Consider the following 19,684-nt stretch of genomic DNA (forward strand, 5'->3'; position numbering starts at 1 on the left):
CATTGTACCAAGATTGGAGATTACAATACGAGAGCTATGCTGTTCAGAATGCCGCGCGAATACACCAAGGTATGGTTGCGAAGGCTTGTTCTCGAATAACAGCCGTTGTTCCGCACATACACAGAGTCACCATGTCTTTGAAAAAGGCACCAGTGAACCTGTTGCGTGCGCGTTTGCCTAAGTTCAGGCAACTTGCCCCAGATGGTAGGCGGTCGGGTTATAACTATATGGCCTTCTTTCATCTCCAGGGGATAGAGTTTAAAATTTACTACTGGAACAAACCCAAAAAAGCTGGAGCGATGATAGAAGTGACTAGTCCTAGCCCAGCATCTTTGGAGGATTTGTGGAAGAGGCTCAAAGCTCTGCACATGACTTCGGTGGAGTACGCCATCGATTTTAAGTGCAAGGAGGCGGCTGATGCTCCTTTGGTGCATTGGCTGCTTAGGCGGTATATTCGTTTTGCAAACTATACCGGTCCGGTTACATCTGCAGGCCGTGTCTTCACTGGGATTGACGATGAGGGAGATGAGAATAGCGTTTCTTATTTCTGGGATAATGTCAGGAAATATATTGCCGTAAAGATTTATGAGCGGGGGCTAGATCTCCCCGATGATGAGAAAAGGGACGGCAAGCCGTCTTGGTCAATGGACTGCTTAGATAGAGTTCGGCTAGAGTTTACGTTTAAAAATGACAAAGCGAAAGAGAAGCGCAAAAGGCTCAATGTAAAATACTTGAATGGATTTCGAAGATGCCCTCGGATGCTAGAATTGCTTGATGGACAATTTGCCTTCAGTGTTTTCAAGAAGGGTAACCATCTACCAAGGGAGTGGGATCATTACCCTGAGCTTGATGCATCTGGTGGAATAGAGTCTTTTCATGTTGAATGGCTAGCCGCAGCTAATAAGGTGAGCAATCCATACCAATGCTACCGAGATTCAGTGTTGATGGCTCCACTTATGAAGAAGATTCAATTGGCGTTGAAAGACTATGACCAGCGATGGACAATTCAAGCCGATAAAGCTCGGATGAAAGTTGGGACTTTTGAAGGGAAATTTTTGCAATGGGAAGTTATATAATCCGATGGTATGTAAATTGTTTAAAAAAAGGGGTCTGTGTTAGCGCATCAGCACAGACCCTAGTTTATGGATTATTGTAGTTCTCGAACAAAGCGTAGAGTGTCGTTTTGAGCTTCGACAGCGGACAAAACCATCAGCTCATTGTCGGCGGGGTTCATGGTGAGGCCTACCAATTTTCCTGTAGATAGTCTTAACGCCATGAAACAAACTCCATCTGCGTCAGCAGGTGTAAACTTCATAACATCAAGTGTGCTACGCCTTTCGTTAATGATCAAGGCATAAGGCTTATGCCTCATGTCGAAACCCCACTCTTCTCCGGTTGAATCGACAACCCAATAGGCGGATGCTTCTAATCGGAAGTCTGCTTCTGTATACTGCTTGGCCCCGCCTTGAGTGAAGAGAAGAACCGCCCCTCCAAGTACGATCGGGATGAAAAAGACCAGGACAGCTTTGGGCCACTCGAAAGCCTGTGCGCCCACCGGCAATTGCTTTTTGGCTTTGATGCCTGCGTATATGTTTACCGGGATTGCTGTAAGCGGGGTAAAGCTGATTGCTGCCAATATTAGGCCCTTCACCAACTGACCGTATCCGGCATAATAGGCCCCGCCAAAGAGCAGGCCCATCCAACTGAATCCTTTTTTCACTTCCGTGTTTTTCATGTCGTCTCCTATGTTTAATTGTGAGCTTGTGCCCTCTGATATGAATTGTATGGGGGTGCCGTTCCATTTTTCGGAATGGAGTGCATGTGGTGACAAATGCTTTGCAAAGGCATTTCTGTAGTGAGTGGAGTTTTCGATAGCTTTGTCTGTTAGGAGTTAATGAGTTTCTCCCAACGTCTGACCAAAGCCCACGACTCATGGTTTGGTTCTTCATTCCCTGCCAGCCGAAATTCGTCGATGACGAATCTGTTTGATGATCTCAAGAGCATGAGTGTTCCCCGTTGCGGAGACAGGACGCGATACACAGTTGCTTCGCCATTGATCACATCGTCGGCAAAGTATGCGACACAATGTTCCATCTCTTCTCCTTCGATAAACAGTCCAGAGATGCTGGTTATCGCTTCAATTTCAGGAGTCCCTGGAGCCATTGGCATGTGAAGCCCAAAGTGGGATACGTCGGAGAATTCTTCGTCTTCGAACATTACGAGGGAGCCAATATTTCTTTCGACCCAACGAATATGAAGAGTACAAATCTGGTCGTATGATGAACACCTCTGTAGGGCTTCCATCGGGTTGCCGTGTCCGATACCCCAAGCTGCGTCCATGGCTTCATGAATCTTGATTTGGATTTCGCCACAAAGGTCTATGTCTTTGCCTTTGCCTGAAATAAGGCTCTTCACTAGTGGCACTTTTAGCGCATAATCCTCTGTAATGAAGTAGCTGAGAATGTCTAAATTCACCTGTGTACAATGTCGAAGAGAGTTGATGTTGGCATCATTCTCAACAAGTGCACTGACCAGTTGGAACTCCTTGGCATTGTATCGAGTGGCCTGGATCTTTTTGATGAAACTGACAGAGAGTGCATTACTTCCAGGATACATTCGTTTTAGGATTGCTTTTTGCTTGCTCTCAAGAAGGGGCTTGGCCTTTTGGTATGTTAGTTTATTGGAGGCGACTTTGCTTGCTATAAGCCACAGTAATATGGGGTTTGAATCAGCGAGATCGATAGCTGCTCGTGTGGCCCTCATGAGCCTTAAGATGGTGTGTTGCAGGTGGTGAAATCGGATCGCTTTGGTGCGAATACCCTTAGGAATACTACCTATGATTTCTTCAAAGTAGGAATTGGTTAAAAACCGATGACTCATATGATGGAGGAGCTGGATCTCTGAGTCCGTTCTAATAGGAAGCCAATTGTCGCCAACAAGTAAGGAGAGCTCAAGGCCCATGCTCCAAGGGGAGAGGCAATAGCTAACTTCATTAATTTGAAAATACAGGCAGTCATCAGCTAGGCAGAGCATTTCGGTATGGTGATGGGTGAGGATCATGATTGTTCCTTGGGGTGTTCGTGTTCTGTTTATGGCAATATATGGTGGGGTTGTTCCAAATTTTGGAATGACGTCCATGTAAAAAAATGTCATGATTACAGAAGAAAGGAGGTCGTCATGCCAGCAAAGAAAGATCCGTATGCCTCGCCAGCAGAGAAGGTGATGGGCTTATTGGGACTGTTGCTTTTTACAGACAGGAAATATTCCCTGAAACAATTGGCAACTAAGTTCCGCTGCTCAAAGCAGAATATATTGCGGTATGCAGAGCAAATCGAACGGAGCCATGTCGTTAGCTTGAAAACAGAAATGGTTGAGGGTGAACGATATTATTGGTCAGAGAAGAAGCCGCAGTTGAAGAGTCTCCATTTCACCCCTGAAGAATTGCAACATTTGGCATTGTGTCGAGATTTGGTTGCTCACTTAATGCCTGTCTCTATACAAAATGAGATCGAAGCTACATTGCTGAAGGCTACAGCCTTTGCTGAGACGGCTATTCTCCCTGACTTTGGTTCATTCTGTGGGGTTCAATTCAAGGGCCGAATCGACTACTCGCCATTTCACCAGGTAATAAAAGACATTGTGGCTGCGAGTGCAGCAAAGCAGCTTTGCTCTGTGCAGTATGTGACCACCAGATCGCCAAAGGCTAAGGAATATCTCTTCGCGCCGGTGAAGCTGTTGGCATTCAGGGAGAGCCTCTATACTCACGGTTGGCTTTTGCGTGAAATAGGAGACCTTGAGCCCGCACATGAGATCACCTTTGCCATCCAGAGGATAGAGAATCTGGATGTGCTCAATGACGCCCATGGTTTCACCGATGAGCCTCCTGAGCCCAAAGGGTTTGGTGTGATTGACCATGAAGACTTCCGAGTCAAAGTGAAGTTTGACAACTCCGTCGCAGGTTACGTTCAGGAACGCATTTGGAGCGATGACCAGTCCATCAAGCAGTACAAGAACGGCAATATCGATCTTGAATTCGCTGCAAATAGCTGGTGGGAGGTCAAATCCTGGGTTTTGAGCTTCGGAGGCAAAGCAAAGGTCGTTTTCCCGAAAGAGCTTCGAAGTGAGATAAAAGAGGCTGCTGAAGCCATTCTAGCTGCTAATAGCTAGGTTTTCTCTGGTAACTTCCGTACATTCGCGTAGTTGATGACTTTGATTCTCCACCAGTCGCGGCGTTGGTCTGTTTTTATATGGGGAGCGGGGTCTAGGATATACCTGTCTAGTCCGCATTTCACTGAAAGAACCCAATGACTGTAATTCCCTGGCCTATGCAACTCCAAAAGGCTCAAGGGGCTGATCGTTTTGTAGGTCGTAAATGGGGTGTTTCTTGATAAGGAATAACCATATTCGGCTAGCAAATCCCGAAGGTCGTACACAGTGGTGTAGAAGGGACCAATTGGATCAAATCCGAACCATTCTACGGCCATATTTCTGATATCCTGATAGGGTACTTCTGTGATCATAGCCACACATGCAAAGCCACAGCCGGTGCTGTTTTCTTGAATTACACGGTTCATTTTCTAAGTTGTTGTAATTTCAGCAACAATGACTAGCGAGAATGTGGCTCCCTGACTGAATACTATGTTTATTCCACTAGGAGCTCCTACCCCTACCACTTCATCAAGTGGTTGAACCGAGTCAATGGGGTAGGATTTGAGTAATTTTATCCGTTCTTCATTATTCAAAAGCGGGTCGAAGAGGCCAAGAAGTATATCTTCCATATCACGTGAATTCATGCCTATCGCCTCCGTATTTCGGGTATTCTGCTGGCTCTTTTGATTGTCCAGGCGGCCTCTGTCTCGCAGTCCACTTCAACCCAAGCTATTTTGATATCCTTCAGTTCCTGGAAGGAGACGTATCCCCACTCTGCATTGAGGTAGTCCTGGTTCAGGATTGCGTAACCGAAAAAGGTGTCCTCGCCGTCGAATTCAGCAATGTACCAATCACACCCGCCGATGAAAAAGTGGAGGTGTATTTCCTTGTTTTCGAGTGAGATTTCTTCGGTTTCGTAGAGCCTAGGCATTCGGTCCAATCTTTCTTGGGATGGTTCATTCCACATGGTGTCTCCTGAATTTTGGACGCAACAAAGCCCCGGCTGAATCCTCAGTCGGTATAGTGCGTCATTATTTGTCTAGATTAGTCGAGGATGGCGTTAGCCAAAGCCTGATTCATTTCAGGCAGGACGTCCGCGTAATGGGCTGTCATATTAATGCTCGCATGGCCGAGCTGCTTCTGAACGAAGCGGAGATTGTTGGTTTTGGCTAAGAGCATGGTTGCATAGGTGTGGCGGCAGCTATGGATAGAATAGTGTGCGGGTAGTTTTGCAGCCTTGAGTGCCTGTTTAAAGCTTAAATTGAGAGCCGTCGTGGTGTAATGGTTCCCGCCACGGCCTGAGAAGAGAGGTGCGTCCAATGAGGTTGGTTCCTGCCACTTCTCTTTGCGCTTGATGAATTGCCGTAGTTGGCTGGTCAGTTGCTTGTCTAAGTATACATCTCGTCTTTTCCCTCCTTTCCCATATTGGACTATTAGGTAGTTTTCAGCGTTAACAAGAAATAGATCTCCGATGCACAGTGCAGCCAATTCGCTAACTCGTAAGCCGCTGCCCAAAGCGAGGAGCACAACCATATGCCGAATCAGCCAGAGTCGCTTTGTACGATCGGGCTGTCCTCGTGCTTTACGTTGACAGATAGTTGGGAGTCGTTTGGCTTGTGATTCAGAGAAAAACATGTCGCGAGTGATGCGGTAGTTTTTCATAACTACATTATAACATAATATCAAAAAAAGTCAATTGTTTATGTCGAATAGCTGGTATGAGTTGGTGTGCGAGAGAGGCCTCTTTCATTGGAGTTTGAAATTTAAGATTTCATACAAAATCTTAAAAAGTATAGCACGTATTGGAGCTTGTTTCCCCTTACTGTATAGGGTGACGCTTTGTGGCAGGTGTGTGATTTTTGCTTAACGATTAAAAATACGATTCTATCACTTCTATAAAGAACTGTCTGAACGTTTCTCTGTTAATTTGTTTTATTCCCGGGATTGAATACAAATTCGTTAAGTCGGTGGCTATTTCGCGAATTGAGACTGGTGAGACTCCTAGGGATTTGTATACATCACCTTCAAGTCTCGCAACGTGTAGAGCAAAGGCGTCAAGATTCATTCCGTCGATGGAAATTGGGGAAGCTGTGTTGATATAGAACAAGAAACTTTCGCTATGCTTTTCGTTACGGAAATTAACACTAAAAAACCAAACAGATTTATTCTTCTTTTCTAGAGTGAAGAAGTCCTCCTCTGGTAGGCCGTATTCTTTTATGGAGATTGCAATATCTGGGTACGATCTGTCCATCTCGTGCATGTTTAAAGACGCTTTTGCCAGCAAGATGGCCGTTTCTAGGCTTTTTCTGATAAAAAACGAGTCATTTCGTTCTATCAAAAGCTCCTTTCGTGCCTTAAAATCGACAGTCTCATTCTCTTGCTCATCTTCTGCTGTAATGAAATCATTGTAGTCGTTGATTGCAATATTGTATTCTCTCAGTATTAAATGGATGAACTTTGATATATCTCCATTTACTGCTGAATCAAGTGATTCAATATATTGAGGCCTGTTGTTGTGGTCGATTATTAGGATTGGATATTCGTAATTGAGAAGTATTGTATTGAGAAGCAGCCTTGCTGTCCTTCCATTTCCTTCTCTGAATGGATGGATATACACAAATTTTGTATGAAGAGAGGACGCTACTTCAATTGGAGATCTCCTGGGGTGGCTCTTTATCTCCGAAGATAGTTCTTTCATTAGGCCACCAACATATTCAGATGCTGGGGGCGTGAAGCTAGCTCCACCAATTTTGAAGTCTTTCATTGGGGGCCTGTATTGGCCTGCTTCTTTTTCAACCCCCTGCATAATTATACGATTTACTTCTCTTAAAAAACGTTCAGGTGCGTCAAAGAGCTGGGTATAGTTTTCCAAAACCCAATAATATGCCTTAAGAAGATTCTTTGCCTCAGCTTCAATTGGTTGTAATTTATTACTTAGTTCCTTCAGCGCAACAGTTTCTCCATATGAGAGATCTATTTGTTCTATCTTATTTGAATTGTAGACTAGCGAGCTGTCTTGATAGTGCGCAAATTCAATGAGTCGCTTTGGGTTGATACTGCCTGTGTTGCGCATCGCGTTGATAGTCGCATCCATATTGCGTAATTCACGTTTAATGTCGTTGCCTATTCCAAATTTTGGATATTCAACTAGTTCTTCAATTTTGTCTAAACGCTTGTGGACTTCGACAATATAACTGTTTGTATTGCCAAAATCTAAGCCGAAGAAGGTGTTTCCTTCCCGGATGTTTAGGTTTGGGAGTTCGAATTCGGCAAGAGTGTGCTGAAGCCATCCCTCGGCGGCTCTATGGCCTTTGCCTTTTACGAGCAATTCTGGCTTGATGTAACCGTCTTCTTTGAAAGAGATTTTTAGCTTGGCTTTATTTTTAAGCTTTCCTTTGACGTTCAGTGTCGCGACATCATTGAGGTGGTTCAGCGTGAAGTCTCCTGTTGCTAAATCTTCAAATGGCTTGTCGGAGAAACAGTAATAGAAACGCTGAGGGTTAATTTTATTTGGGAGTGTTATTTCGCATGTGAGATCGTGGTCCTCTATGTGGAGGGGGGCATCAAAGATTAGCCCGTCAGATCGCTTTACTCCATCGCACACTGTGGTGAGTGGGATTATCGCCGAGTGTCTTTCTCTCTGCACTCCAACATAAAGTTGATTAACAATGCACGATGAAAGTTTGTTGGTTTGGAGTTCTGGATTCTTATCACTTTGGTGAGCACACTCAAGAGCCAGGCCAAGAGCAACTGTTTCGCCAATATTGTTGACTCGTAATATGTCTTCTTGATCTACATGAGCACCATAGGCTTGGCATATGAGATCTTTGAGGAACGGGGCTTTAGAAGAACCACCTGCAAGAATGATTTTTCCAATGATGAGCTTGCGCTTATTCTTTTTTCCTTTAGCTTTTGAAATCTTTGATTGCGCAAGTCTGATAGTCTTTTTTACTAGCCGGTGCCAATCCTGTTCCCATTTTTTCTTAATAAGTCTTTTTAGATCGTTCCCATTGATTTTTTGGATGATTTCAAGGTCAGGGTGCAGCCATCCTTTGGGGAAGGTCATAGTTTCATGAATGTCCCTGTAGTCGTTACGCATAACGGCTTCACGGCCAAGTTGTTCACAAAGTTTAATTTTGACCCTTTCAGCCATCAGTTTAGCTCTGGGATCTAAGGTATGTAGGTCTTTTGTTGGATCGTTTTTCCAGTTTATACCCCTTTGTCTTGCTCTTCCTATTGTGAACTGTATTAGCGATTCATCAACAGTCATCCCTCCACAAAATTCTGATTCAATCCCAAGTGGGACAGAATAGGCACTCGTACGATCAAGTTCACCATCTTTGTTGGACCTGATAATGCAGCTATTAAAAGTGCTGCCCCCGATATCTATTATCAAGATATCCTCGTCTATCGAGAAAGATTCTTGCGCGCGGAAGGAGTGTTTGTACGCGTTAAAAACGGCAAAAGGTTCATAGAAGAATTCGGGTGCCTTTTGACCTAGTTTTCTAAATATTGCACGAATATTTGATCTGTATCGTTCCAACCAACGTTTATCAGATATTGCAGGCTGGCCGATAATGACTTTGTCAGGGATTTCTTGGTGAGATAGAAGCTTTTCAAGATATATTTCAGCAGCCTCTTTGGCTGATATAGTTTTAATGTTTTGAGTGTCCGGCAGCTTGGCTTTCGAAGTCCCTTTTATTTGATTAGTTGGTGGGAGTGTCCAGTATTTGCGTTTTTCGAATTCTGTCGCAGGTGCTCCAATGTCCTTTTTGAAGTTGAAAACATTTGTGACGTTATCAAAACCTAGATCTTTTGCTTGGGAACCTATTATGTATTCGCTGGCTTCATTTCTAGAAACAACCGTTGGAGTCTCGTCTTGATGGATTCGTTTGAGTGGCATTGAGTCTTCCTTGGTGTCTGTTGAAAGTGGGCGCTTGAGCGTAAGGGATTATGAAGTAGAAAAACTGCTAATGTCTATAGAATGCTATTGGTCTTTTGTTAAGTGGTTGTAGTTAGTTTTTTTAGGATGTTGTGCACTTCTAGTTTGTATTGGGCCGAGTTGGATAGAGAGGTGGACTCATTTTGGGAGCCTTATCTCCTTTCTGACTCTCTCATTGACCAAAAACTTCGTGTCATCTATCACTGAATTGTTTCAACGCTTTAGACGTAGAATCGCTGCGTGGTTTGGATACGAAAAATGGGCAGGCCAAGTGAATAAGAAAAAGCTCTCCGAACGTGATATTTGTACGAAGTTTATTACTCCCGCGCTTGAGAAAGCGGGCTGGGATATAACAACGCAGATTCGCGAGGAATTTCCTCTTACGGCTGGGCGGATAATTGTTCGAGGAAAGCTCCATACACGTGCCAAGAATCGCCGAGCTGATTATGTCTTGTTTCACAAACCGAATATCCCGGTCGCCATAATTGAGGCCAAGGATAATAAGCATTCTATTGGCGATGGCATGCAGCAGGGTTTGGGCTATGCTGAGATGCTCCAGGTTCCATTCGTCTTTAGCTCCAATGGTGATGGTTTTCTCTTCCATAATAAAATTGCCACAGATGGTGTTATTGAGCGAGAACTCAGTCTTGACGAATTCCCTTCACCTGAAGTCCTCTGGCAACAGTGGGCAGTGCATCAGGGATTGGATGAACAACAGACCGATCTTGTTGCTCAGGATTACCATAGTGACGGGAGTGGAAAAACTCCGCGCTACTATCAGCTTCTCGCGGTGAATAAAACTATCGAGGCTATTGCCAAAGGTCAGAATCGCATCCTGTTGGTGATGGCAACCGGCACAGGTAAAACCTTCACCGCCTTTCAGATCATCTGGCGTTTGTGGAGATCCAAGACGAAGAAACGTATCCTTTTCCTTGCTGATAGGAATATCCTGGTCGATCAAACGATGACGAACGACTTTAAGCCATTTGGATCGGCAATGACCAAGATCCAAAAGCGGCAGGCGAATAAGTCCTATGAAATCTACCTCTCTCTTTATCAGGCTGTGACTGGCACTGAGGAAGAGCAGAATATCTACAAACAATTCAGCCCTGAGTTCTTTGACCTGATAATTATTGATGAGTGCCATCGAGGTAGTGCTGCTGCTGATTCAGCTTGGCGTAATATTTTGGAATACTTCTCTGCCGCTACGCAGATCGGATTGACTGCAACTCCCAAGGAGACCAAGGACGTTTCGAATATCGATTACTTCGGCGATCCTATTTATACTTATTCTCTTCGCCAAGGAATTAACGATGGCTTCCTCGCTCCATACAAAGTCGTGCGTATCGATCTGGACAAAGACCTGACAGGCTGGCGTCCCGATAAAGGGATGACGGATAAGAACGGGAACGTCATTGAGGATCGAATCTATAACCAGAAAGACTTCGACAAAACTCTGGTCCTCCCCACAAGAACTCAGCTCGTTGCGAAAAAGATTAGTGACTTTCTCCGCCAGACCAATCGTTTTGATAAGACCATCGTATTTTGTGAGAACATAGATCACGCTGAACGAATGCGTCAGGCTTTGGTGAATGAAAATGGTGATCTTGCTACGGAGAGTTCCAAGTACGTCATGCGGATTACGGGCGATAATGAGGAAGGCAAAGCAGAGCTTGATAACTTCATTTTCCCTGAATCGAAATATCCGGTCATAGCCACTACCTCAAAGTTGATGACTACTGGCGTTGATGCTCAGACTTGCAAGCTCATTGTCTTGGATCAGAATATCAAGTCCATGACAGAGTTCAAACAGATCATTGGGCGCGGTACTCGAATTAATGAGGACTATGGCAAGTTCTACTTCACCATTATTGATTTCAAGAAAGCAACAGAACTCTTTGCTGATCCTGACTTTGACGGTGATCCTGTCCAGATATACGAACCTGGCCCTGATGATCCAACAGTCCCCCCCGAAGATGAAGAACCTATAATCATTGATGAGGGAGAAGATGGCGAAGAAGTGATCATCGACTTTGATCCTGAGGGAGAAGGTGAAGACGAGGGAGAAGGTACTCGGCGTTATGTTGTCGAAGGCGTTAAGGTCAAAGTTGCTTCCGAGCGGGTTCAATACTTTGATGCCGAAGGCAACCTGATTACTGAGTCTTTGAAAGACTACACCCGTAAAACTCTGACAAAAGAGTTCACTTCGTTGGATGACTTCCTGCGCCGCTGGTCTAGTGCTGAGAAGAAACAAGCGATTATTGAAGAGCTTGCTGAACAAGGTGTGTTCTTCGAGGCTCTGGCTGAAGAGATCGGACGAGATTATGGTCCCTTCGATTTGGTGTGCCATGTTGCATGGGGTGCTCCTCCGCTGACACGCAGAGAACGTGCGGATCAAGTCAAGAAACGCGATTACTTTACGAAGTATGGAGAACAGGCCCAACGAGTGCTGGAAGCGTTGGTGGATAAATACGCAGATGAAGGTGTCACTCAAATCGAAGAGACACAGATTCTTACCATATCGCCTTTCACGGAACTCGGGACACCTATTGAGATTATTAAAGACTTTGGTGGCCTGGATCAGTACCACAAAGCAATACAGGAACTTGAAGAAGCCCTTTATTCGGCATAGCAATATAATTGGAGACAACTAATTCATGTCTATAACGACCTTGATCAAGACTATTCAGGACATCATGCGAAAGGATGTCGGCGTAGATGGTGATGCACAGCGTATCAGTCAGATAGTATGGCTACTGTTTTTGAAAATCTTTGATGACAAGGAACAAGAGTGGGAAATCACTGTTCCAGGTTATACATCTCCACTGCAAAACCGCTTTCGTTGGTCCAATTGGGCAAAGGATGCCGAAGGTATCACTGGCGAAGAGTTGATTGATTTCGTCAACAACGGTCTTTTCCCTTCATTGAAGAAGCTGGCAACCACTGCCGGTGTGTCTGAGCGTGGACTGGTTGTTGGTTCGGTTTTTGAGGACGCTTTCAACTACATGAAGTCTGGAACGTTGTTGCGACAGGTCATCAACACGATTGAAGACGATGTTGATTTCAACTCCTCCACTGACCGCCACCTGTTCAATGACATCTATGAAAAGATTCTCGCAGACCTGCAATCTGCGGGGAATGCAGGTGAGTACTATACCCCTCGCGCAGTGACGCAGTTTATGGTGGACATACTGAACCCGCAGTTGGGTGAATCTGTTCTTGACCCTGCTTGTGGCACTGGTGGCTTTCTTACCTGTGTCATTGAGCATTTAAGGAAGCAGGAAAAGACACCGGAAGATAAGCAGACGATTCAGACATCAATCCATGGCGTTGAGAAGAAGCCGTTGCCACATATGCTTTCTGTTACGAACATGATGCTCCATGATGTCGATGTTCCCACCAACATTCGCCACGACAACACACTGAGCCGTCCGCTTAAGGATTATGCCCCTAAAGATCGTGTTGATATGGTCATCACTAACCCTCCCTTTGGTGGCATGGAAGAAGACGGTATTGAGAAGAACTTCCCACGGAAATATCAGACGCGTGAAACCGCTGATCTGTTCATGGCGCTTATAATGCACTTGCTCAAGCATGACACTGGCAGAGCTGCTGTAGTCCTTCCCGATGGCTTCCTGTTTGGCGAAGGTGTTAAGACAAAGATCAAGACAGAGCTTTTAGAAGAGTTCAATCTGCATACCATCGTTCGTCTGCCCAAAGGCGTGTTCAGTCCATATACCAGTATCGCCACCAATATTCTGTTTTTTGAAAAAGGTGGCCCGACTAAAGACATATGGTTCTTTGAGCACCCGTATCCCAAAGGATACAAGTCCTACTCGCGCGGTAAGCCTCTGACCATTAAAGAATTTGATCGTGAGAAAGAATGGTGGGGGGGGGCGAGTCGCAAGGGGCGAAAAGCTACTGAATATGCGTGGAAGATGTCTGCAAAAGAGATTGTCGAACGCAAGTTCAATATTGACTGTAAAAATCCGTATGAAGACGAAGTCATCTATCGTGACCCAGAAGAATTGATGCAGGAGTACCAGGAGACAGTCCGGCAGCTTGAAACAGTGCAGAACGCTCTTAAGCACGAGCTCATACAAGCTCTTGGTGGCGAGTAATGGAACTTTTGGAAAAGCATTTCGACACCGCTTTTGCGGCTCCTGACGGGATAAAGAAGCTGCGCGAGTTGATTCTAACTTTGGCAATGCAGGGTAAACTGGTCGAGCAAGATCCGAATGATCAGCCAGCCAGTGAACTGTTGAAGGAGATCGAGGCAGAGAAAGCACGGTTGGTGAAAGAGAAGAAGATCAAGAAGCCTAAACAGCTCGCTAAGATAAAAGCTGATGAAGTTCCGTATGCATTGCCAGCAGGATGGGAATGGGGACGTTTTGGGGATTTAGTGTTGGTTCTTAATGGTCGGGCTTACAAAAAGAATGAGTTGTTGGATTCTGGAACCCCAGTTTTGCGAGTCGGAAATCTGTTTACATCTAAGCAGTGGTATTATTCAGACCTTACCTTGGATGAGGATAAATACATAAATAGTGAAGATTTAATATATGCTTGGTCTGCTTCCTTTGGTCCATTTATCTGGGAAGGAGGAAAGGCAATCTATCATTATCACATTTGGAAATTGAAGTTCTTCATAGAGGGCTCTCCGTACAAAGAATATTTGTATAACTACCTGTTGGATGCCACTGACAGAATAAAAAGAGCAGGTAGTGGTATTGCTATGATTCATATGACAAAGGGGCGGATGGAAGAGCTGCTTGTGCCCCTTCCTCCCCTCGCAGAGCAGCACCGTATTGTCGCCAAAATTGACCAACTCATGGCCCGTTGTGATGAGCTGGAAAAGCTCCGCATCGAGCAGGAGCAAAAACGGCTTGCTGTTCATACTTCCGCGCTCAAGCAATTGTTGGATGCGCAGGAGCAGGACCGCTTTGCCAATGCCTGGAAGTTCCTAACCACCAACTTCGGCGAACTCTACACAGTAAAAGAGAATGTAGTCGAACTCCGCAAAGCCATCCTCCAACTCGCCGTTATGGGCAAACTGGTTGAGCAAGATCCGAGTGATCAGCCAGCCAGTGAGTTGCTGATGGAGATCGAGGCAGAGAAAGCGCGGTTGCTGAAAGAGAAGAAGGTTCGGAAAGTAAAGCCGCTACCTGAATTCTCGTTGAAAGACATGCCATATGCGTTGCCAGAGAGGTGGGAGTGGGTACGCCTTGAAGATGTCGTTGAGCTTGGGAGTGGTGTAACAAAGGGGCGCAAACTTGCCGGGAAAAAACTCATCTCAATTCCGTATTTGCGCGTTGCGAATGTGCAAAGAGGCTATCTTGATCTTGCAGTAATCAAGGAGATCGAAATTGTCGAAAATGAAGTTGAAAAATATAGCTTAAAATATGGTGACCTTTTGATTACTGAGGGAGGAGATTGGGATAAAGTAGGTCGGACATGTTTATGGCGTGAAGAGGTACCAGTTTGTGGACACCAGAACCATATTTTTCGGGCCAGAAAGGTTCTTAACAAGCAAAATGAAAACTGGCTTGAAAAGTGCCTAAATTCTCCAATATCAAGACAATACTTTGCGGGAGCATCAAAGCAAACAACCAATTTGGCATCTATAAACAAAACACAACTCCGAGGTTGTCCAATACCAATGCCTCCTCTCACAGAGCAACGCCGAATTGTCGAGAAGCTGGATCAACTCATGACCCTATGCGACGACCTCGAACACCAAATCGACACCGCAACCAATACACAGAACAACTTGCTCAATGCCGTGATGGCTCAGGTGTAGAGTATGAATACATTGTTTCGATTGCTTTTGACTTTTAACGCGACATCTTTGCTGGTGATTGTCTTTTTAGTGCAGAATGGTTTTTCTTTAGGGTATTTTTTTGCCAAATGTCCGTATCTCGTCGGCTTGCCTAATGCTGTGTCCTACGTTGGCTATTTATTTGTACCTGTAGCCCTTACTGGATTAAGCGTTTTGCTTAGCGCATGGCTTGGTAAAGATAGTTTTGACGATGGAGAGATTGTTAGCATTGAACACGCTAATAACAGTTTTTTGCCGAGCTATTTGGGGTATTTTTTCGTCGCATTGAGCGTCGGGAATTGGGAAACGTTAGTATTTGTATACAGCGTATTATTTGTGTTCACTTTTCTTTCCCAAGCTCTCTATTTTAACCCATTGTTTTTGTTATTTGGTTTTAGTTTTTATAATATAACTACAAAAAATGAAGCTGTTGTTTTTTTAATTAGCCGTCGGAGCTACAAGATCCCACTTGATGTGATTATCCCTAAGGCGCACCGTATTAACAATTACACATTTATAGAGCGATAAACGATGAATCATTTAATTGCACGAATCAGAACAAGGAAAAAAGAGAGATTATTTAAGTTACTCTCTGATCAAGAAAATGTTTTTGACCTTGATGTCGAGAATTTGTCTTTAGTTGACTATGATGTTGATCATAATCTAGACGAGGAATCTTGGTTCAAAGTAGAAGAGTTTAGTCAAAAAGATTACTTTTTAGAGTATGTTGGGCGTGCTTTTGTTGCAGCAGAGTATAATGATTTAAAAAAGGAAGAATTTACTAAGATTGCTTTTTTGTGCTCGGTGCAAGGTGGAAATTTCTTTTTTCAAAAGGTTTCACCGTCAACTTATTTAACAAAAAAATTTATTGGGTTTGGTGATGTTGCGTGTCTTGAAACCAGTGATACTCGACTTTATGTGAACCAATATCCCGATGCTGTGTATTTAGCAGAGGAAGATGTCTTGGTGTTTAAGAAGTTGGCGACGATATCTAGTATTTTTCCAGGAATTGACACTATATATAAAGAAGCCACTAACGATGAAGTTCAGGAGTTCTTAAACAAAGATTTCATCGAGTTGCGTGATGGTTTCAATTTAGACAAAGTGTCAAAACCTAACAGGGCACGTATTGCTTTGGCACTAAATAGCTTGGGAGACATGAAGCCTGACGATCAAAAAAGTATGCTGAACTATATTCATGGCTATAGTGATGAGCGGCTTGAGTACGACCAAGACAACAAAATATTTTCTATTCAAACCGACGAGCAGCTTAAGCTATTGCTTTATGGGATTGAAGAGCGGTTCTACACAACTCCAATTGGGCAGCAAAAGCGTTTGGCAAACTCCGTACAAAGCTTGGGGTAGGCTGATTGTACGGGGCGGAGCGTGATTCGCGAATTCGAACAACACGGCTATCACAAGTCCCTCAATGATGACGATTTAACGTCGGAGATGGCAAAGCTACATTACGAAAACTTGGCTAAGGATGGAGTGGAAGCTGAAGCTGTCGAGAATGATGCCTGATGATTGGGAATGCCGAAGTAGAGGGTTAGATTATGTCTACATCAGAACATGGTTATAATTTTAGAAACGCTGTCGCTCAACTTGCTGGACAAGAGGTGCAGAAAACTCCTCTGTTGCCTGTTTATGAGGCTATCCACAATTCAATTCAGGCTATCCAGCTTGCCGACCGAGATGAGGGAGAGATTCGTGTCGAATTTATCAGAGATGAAGGCGACATGGATCCAAAGCGGATTGTGGAGATCCGTGTCTCGGACAATGGTATAGGTTTTACTAAAGAGAACCTTGGTTCGTTTGGGGAACTTTTTTCGGATTATAAAAAGAAGAAATACAACTGCAAGGGGATAGGCCGTCTGGCTTATTTCGCATTGTTTTATAAAGTCCATATCAAAAGTGTATTTGAGGAGAACGAAAAGCTCTTTCTTTTGGATGAAGTTGTTACAGAGAATAATTTTTATGACCTTCCCGATGTACAGGCACAAGAGGTTAGCGACATTGCCGTTCAGACTTCTATCACTCTCACCGGCGTGAACCCAAGTCTCTCTGATTTACTGAAGATCCTTCCTGGCACATTGAAAAATGACCTTACACAGCATTTTCTTCCTTCTTTGCTCTCTATCAAGAATATCAAAATAAAGATTTCCGACGATGAAGAGTATTACTTGGATGAAAACGTTAAAGACGTGACTCAAGATGACCCCGTGGTCGTTGGAAAGAGTGTCTTTGATGTTTATCATTTGAAGAATAGAGCTCCTCGCAACGCGTCTCATAAAGTCATTTTGTCCGCTGATGGCCGAAGTGTAAAAGAGAAGGCTTTACACTTTCTTCCTGCTGGAAAAATTGGAGAAAATGATGATAGGTTTTATTTAAACACAGTTGTTATTTCTGACTATCTCAACGGGAAACTCAACCATCAGAGGACAGATTTTAATATTCCTAAAACGAAGTCCTTAGCGAAGGATGAACCTGATCTCGAAAGTATCTACGGGGTAGTTACTGAAAAGGCGAGATCGTATACGCAAGACAACATTAAGCAATTTGAAGATATACAAGATAAGCTTATCAAAAAAGTGTTTGAGGATCTTCCTCATCTGGCATTTTTGGAAGAAGACTCGCAGGTAAAAAAAGGATTGAAACTGGGTGATGATGCTAACGTTGTGAAAGATGCGTATGTGAAACGTTTTGCGGAGAAGCAGGTTGAAAGCTTTAACTACGTAAAAGTGATCACTAAGAAATATGAATCTAATGAAATCCCTAATTTTGATGAATTTCGAAAAGAATCTTTGGGCAAGCTCGAAGAAGGAATGAAGCTAAATCATGCACCGCTTGTTTCATATGTAAAGTATAGAGACTTTGTCCTTGGTCTGTATGACAAACTTCTTGAAAAAAGAGATGACGATAAATACCAGCCAGAAAAAGTCCTTCACGACCTCCTCTTCCCATCTAAAACAAGTAGTGACGATTGCTCGGGGGATTATTTCAACCATAATCTTTGGCTTATCGACGACAGATACGCAGTGTACGATTACGTGGCATCAGACCTAAAAGAGTACCAAATTTCTGGGGATGAATATGAAGCAAAGGACAAACGGTATGACATTTTTGCCGCCTATAAAGATCCAATTGGTGCCGAACATAATGTTTTTATTGTAGAGCTAAAAAGAACGAGCGACCCGCTCTCAGAAGATAACGATCCAGTGAGGCAAATTGTACAATATGCTGAGAGGATTATGGATGGGAAGCTGCTGCATCATGATGGAAAACGCATCAATGTATCAGATAATACGCAATATTTTGGGCTTGTGTTGTGTGACGTGCATAATAATTATTTTAGGAACACAATGGTACGTCGACATAGTTTGAAAGAACGTCCCGATTCAAGGTCATATCATTCAGTACTTCTTCAGAATCGGTTGTTTCTAGAGGTGATGAATTATGAAAACTTGCTTGAGATCGCACGTGCTCGGAATAAGGTTTTCATTGATAAGCTTAATTATAAATAGGCTGCTAGCTATTCTGTTTTGCACTAGTGAGTACCGGATGGAGCTACCGATCAATTTTAGTTTTTTAAGATTTCGTATAAAATCTTAAAAACTGCGACGAAGATACCATCTGTAACGGGTATGGAATCTCCGTAGCTATTTTCTTTTTGAGTGACTGTAGTAGGGCTTTTCCTGTTTATTGCTAATGATGAAGCAACATGCAGACCATGCGTCATTCTCTTCGGTTGTAATTGGTAGACGATGCATATTTACATTGAAATTATATCCATAGTCCTCCATCACATTCTCTTTGAACCGGTTTAGAGTCATCTCTACTCGTTCTTTAGCTTTGTTTTTGCCTGCTGGAGATGTGGTTGAAGAAGTGAAAAAAGTAAATATTCCAAAGTCTAGGCTTGAAGATCCGCTCTTTCTGTTTAACATGCTAGAGATTCTTTTAAGATCATTCCTGCATGTCTCTGAATAACCGTAAACACGGTTTTTTACCTCGACTATTGCTCGAGGGTCCCCATCTCCATAATATATCACAATATCAGAACGCCCGTTGTGTCGGATGTCTTTTGGAAGTTGCCCGCGTCCAATCGCTCTGGCTGAGTCTAGAATGTCTTTTACATTTGATTCCATTGTTAAATAAATTGGGGATAATTCAGAAAGGCTGGCTGCAATATAGGTTGTCATCATGTATTCAGGAGCCCAGCCTAGCCATTCTCCCCCAGTCCACTTACAATAATTCTCCTGTGCTGTCTCAATCCCCGCGAGGACTGCCTCAGCTACTTTCTCCCTGCTTACAGCTCGTGACATTTGTTCTCCATTTGCTTTGTGGTGTTTATGTATAAAGCAAATGCCACCGAAAGGTGGTTTTATCAATAAACATATCACAGAGAGTAGGTTTAGCTTTCCCCTTTAATCGCTATTTTTATAGCTTAAGGGGTTTTATATGCTTTCAGTTTCACAAAGACTTGGGCGGAGGGTAAGAACCCTGCGGAAAAAAATGGGATTAACGCAGGATGCTCTTGCAGAGGCCGCGTCCTTATCTGGCAAGTATATTGGCGAGATAGAGCGTGGGGAAGTGAATGTTACTATTCAATCTCTTGAGCAATTGGCAACAGGGTTGAGGATCAAGATTCATGAACTAATCAAGTGTGAGCATGAGGCTGAAATAGATTTTTTGCGGATGGAACTTATGGAGTATATCACCCAATGCTCTGAGGTAGAGGTCAAATTGGCTTATAAGCTCATGGTGGCATTGAGGTAGCT

General features: G+C 43.7%; 18 protein-coding genes. 10 read left to right on the forward strand and 8 right to left on the reverse strand.

What is annotated here, in order from left to right:
• Window positions 1-131: 131 nt before the first annotated feature.
• Window positions 132-1,076, forward strand: a complete 945-nt coding sequence (locus SYK_RS15855) for a hypothetical protein (RefSeq protein ID WP_281761247.1) — start codon at window positions 132-134, stop codon at window positions 1,074-1,076.
• 71 nt (window positions 1,077-1,147) lie between these two features.
• On the opposite strand, the gene SYK_RS15860 is transcribed toward SYK_RS15855, so the two are convergent.
• Window positions 1,148-1,735, reverse strand: a complete 588-nt coding sequence (locus SYK_RS15860; RefSeq protein WP_281761248.1) for a hypothetical protein — start codon at window positions 1,733-1,735, stop codon at window positions 1,148-1,150.
• Between the two features lie 149 nt (window positions 1,736-1,884).
• Entirely contained in the window at window positions 1,885-2,763 is an 879-nt protein-coding gene (locus SYK_RS15865; protein ID WP_281761249.1) for a PcfJ domain-containing protein, read from the reverse strand.
• A gap of 414 nt (window positions 2,764-3,177) precedes the next feature.
• On the opposite strand from SYK_RS15865, the gene SYK_RS15870 reads away from it, so the two are divergent.
• On the forward strand, window positions 3,178-4,167 hold the full coding sequence (locus SYK_RS15870) for a helix-turn-helix transcriptional regulator (protein WP_281761250.1): 990 nt from the start codon (window positions 3,178-3,180) through the stop codon (window positions 4,165-4,167).
• On the opposite strand, the gene SYK_RS15875 is transcribed toward SYK_RS15870, so the two are convergent.
• From SYK_RS15875 to SYK_RS15895, 5 genes are all read right to left on the reverse strand, one after another.
• Window positions 4,164-4,526: a hypothetical protein gene (locus SYK_RS15875; RefSeq protein ID WP_281761251.1), complete on the reverse strand. Its 363-nt coding sequence runs from the start codon at window positions 4,524-4,526 to the stop codon at window positions 4,164-4,166. The two genes, SYK_RS15870 and SYK_RS15875, sit on opposite strands and share 4 nt — an antisense overlap.
• A 51-nt stretch (window positions 4,527-4,577) precedes the next feature.
• The gene (locus tag SYK_RS15880) at window positions 4,578-4,793 is read right to left on the reverse strand and encodes a hypothetical protein (protein WP_281761252.1); all 216 of its coding nucleotides are present in this window, start codon (window positions 4,791-4,793) and stop codon (window positions 4,578-4,580) included.
• 2 nt (window positions 4,794-4,795) lie between these two features.
• On the reverse strand, window positions 4,796-5,116 hold the full coding sequence (locus SYK_RS15885; RefSeq protein WP_281761253.1) for a DUF2958 domain-containing protein: 321 nt from the start codon (window positions 5,114-5,116) through the stop codon (window positions 4,796-4,798).
• A 77-nt stretch (window positions 5,117-5,193) separates the two neighbouring features.
• Window positions 5,194-5,811, reverse strand: coding sequence for a tyrosine-type recombinase/integrase (locus SYK_RS15890; protein WP_281761254.1), 618 nt, complete (start codon window positions 5,809-5,811; stop codon window positions 5,194-5,196).
• 208 nt (window positions 5,812-6,019) lie between these two features.
• Window positions 6,020-9,052, reverse strand: coding sequence for a Fic family protein (locus SYK_RS15895; protein WP_281761255.1), 3,033 nt, complete (start codon window positions 9,050-9,052; stop codon window positions 6,020-6,022).
• Window positions 9,053-9,362: 310 nt separating this feature from the next.
• On the opposite strand from SYK_RS15895, the gene hsdR reads away from it, so the two are divergent.
• From hsdR to SYK_RS15930, 7 genes are read left to right on the forward strand one after another with little or no spacing between them, the layout of a single operon-like run.
• Window positions 9,363-11,723: an EcoAI/FtnUII family type I restriction enzme subunit R gene (gene hsdR / locus SYK_RS15900; RefSeq protein ID WP_281761256.1), complete on the forward strand. Its 2,361-nt coding sequence runs from the start codon at window positions 9,363-9,365 to the stop codon at window positions 11,721-11,723.
• 25 nt (window positions 11,724-11,748) lie between these two features.
• The gene (locus SYK_RS15905; RefSeq protein ID WP_281761257.1) at window positions 11,749-13,212 is read left to right on the forward strand and encodes a type I restriction-modification system subunit M; all 1,464 of its coding nucleotides are present in this window, start codon (window positions 11,749-11,751) and stop codon (window positions 13,210-13,212) included.
• Window positions 13,212-14,888, forward strand: coding sequence for a restriction endonuclease subunit S (locus SYK_RS15910; protein ID WP_281761258.1), 1,677 nt, complete (start codon window positions 13,212-13,214; stop codon window positions 14,886-14,888). Before SYK_RS15905 ends, SYK_RS15910 begins: the two co-directional genes overlap by 1 nt.
• A 3-nt stretch (window positions 14,889-14,891) precedes the next feature.
• The gene (locus tag SYK_RS15915; RefSeq protein WP_281761259.1) at window positions 14,892-15,434 is read left to right on the forward strand and encodes a hypothetical protein; all 543 of its coding nucleotides are present in this window, start codon (window positions 14,892-14,894) and stop codon (window positions 15,432-15,434) included.
• Between the two features lie 3 nt (window positions 15,435-15,437).
• On the forward strand, window positions 15,438-16,271 hold the full coding sequence (locus SYK_RS15920; protein WP_281761260.1) for a hypothetical protein: 834 nt from the start codon (window positions 15,438-15,440) through the stop codon (window positions 16,269-16,271).
• Window positions 16,272-16,292: 21 nt separating this feature from the next.
• Window positions 16,293-16,430, forward strand: coding sequence for a hypothetical protein (locus SYK_RS15925; RefSeq protein ID WP_281761261.1), 138 nt, complete (start codon window positions 16,293-16,295; stop codon window positions 16,428-16,430).
• A gap of 32 nt (window positions 16,431-16,462) precedes the next feature.
• Window positions 16,463-18,430 carry an ATP-binding protein gene (locus SYK_RS15930; protein WP_281761262.1) on the forward strand — a complete coding sequence of 656 codons (1,968 nt, stop codon included), beginning with the start codon at window positions 16,463-16,465 and terminating at the stop codon, window positions 18,428-18,430.
• Between the two features lie 135 nt (window positions 18,431-18,565).
• Here SYK_RS15930 and SYK_RS15935 read toward each other — a convergent pair whose 3' ends face one another.
• On the reverse strand, window positions 18,566-19,228 hold the full coding sequence (locus SYK_RS15935; protein ID WP_281761263.1) for a hypothetical protein: 663 nt from the start codon (window positions 19,226-19,228) through the stop codon (window positions 18,566-18,568).
• Between the two features lie 136 nt (window positions 19,229-19,364).
• Between SYK_RS15935 and SYK_RS15940 the strand changes: the two genes are divergently transcribed.
• Window positions 19,365-19,682 (forward strand): helix-turn-helix domain-containing protein, encoded by a 318-nt coding sequence (locus SYK_RS15940; RefSeq protein ID WP_281761264.1) that lies wholly within the window; start codon window positions 19,365-19,367, stop codon window positions 19,680-19,682.
• The last annotated feature ends 2 nt before the right edge of the window (window positions 19,683-19,684 follow it).

The organism is Pseudodesulfovibrio nedwellii, assembly GCF_027923765.1.
GTDB lineage: Bacteria > Desulfobacterota > Desulfovibrionia > Desulfovibrionales > Desulfovibrionaceae > Pseudodesulfovibrio > Pseudodesulfovibrio nedwellii.

Bases quoted from the DNA above. Each gene is read 5' to 3' on its own strand.
- SYK_RS15855 (WP_281761247.1), top strand. From the start codon at position 132: ATGTCTTTGAAAAAGGCACCAGTGAACCTGTTGCGTGCGCGTTTGCCT.
- SYK_RS15860 (WP_281761248.1), bottom strand. From the start codon at position 1,735: ATGAAAAACACGGAAGTGAAAAAAGGATTCAGTTGGATGGGCCTGCTC.
- SYK_RS15865 (WP_281761249.1), bottom strand. From the start codon at position 2,763: ATGAGGGCCACACGAGCAGCTATCGATCTCGCTGATTCAAACCCCATA.
- SYK_RS15870 (WP_281761250.1), top strand. From the start codon at position 3,178: ATGCCAGCAAAGAAAGATCCGTATGCCTCGCCAGCAGAGAAGGTGATG.
- SYK_RS15880 (WP_281761252.1), bottom strand. From the start codon at position 4,793: ATGAATTCACGTGATATGGAAGATATACTTCTTGGCCTCTTCGACCCG.
- SYK_RS15885 (WP_281761253.1), bottom strand. From the start codon at position 5,116: ATGTGGAATGAACCATCCCAAGAAAGATTGGACCGAATGCCTAGGCTC.
- SYK_RS15890 (WP_281761254.1), bottom strand. From the start codon at position 5,811: ATGAAAAACTACCGCATCACTCGCGACATGTTTTTCTCTGAATCACAA.
- SYK_RS15895 (WP_281761255.1), bottom strand. From the start codon at position 9,052: ATGCCACTCAAACGAATCCATCAAGACGAGACTCCAACGGTTGTTTCT.
- SYK_RS15905 (WP_281761257.1), top strand. From the start codon at position 11,749: ATGTCTATAACGACCTTGATCAAGACTATTCAGGACATCATGCGAAAG.
- SYK_RS15910 (WP_281761258.1), top strand. From the start codon at position 13,212: ATGGAACTTTTGGAAAAGCATTTCGACACCGCTTTTGCGGCTCCTGAC.
- SYK_RS15915 (WP_281761259.1), top strand. From the start codon at position 14,892: ATGAATACATTGTTTCGATTGCTTTTGACTTTTAACGCGACATCTTTG.
- SYK_RS15920 (WP_281761260.1), top strand. From the start codon at position 15,438: ATGAATCATTTAATTGCACGAATCAGAACAAGGAAAAAAGAGAGATTA.
- SYK_RS15930 (WP_281761262.1), top strand. From the start codon at position 16,463: ATGTCTACATCAGAACATGGTTATAATTTTAGAAACGCTGTCGCTCAA.
- SYK_RS15935 (WP_281761263.1), bottom strand. From the start codon at position 19,228: ATGTCACGAGCTGTAAGCAGGGAGAAAGTAGCTGAGGCAGTCCTCGCG.
- SYK_RS15940 (WP_281761264.1), top strand. From the start codon at position 19,365: ATGCTTTCAGTTTCACAAAGACTTGGGCGGAGGGTAAGAACCCTGCGG.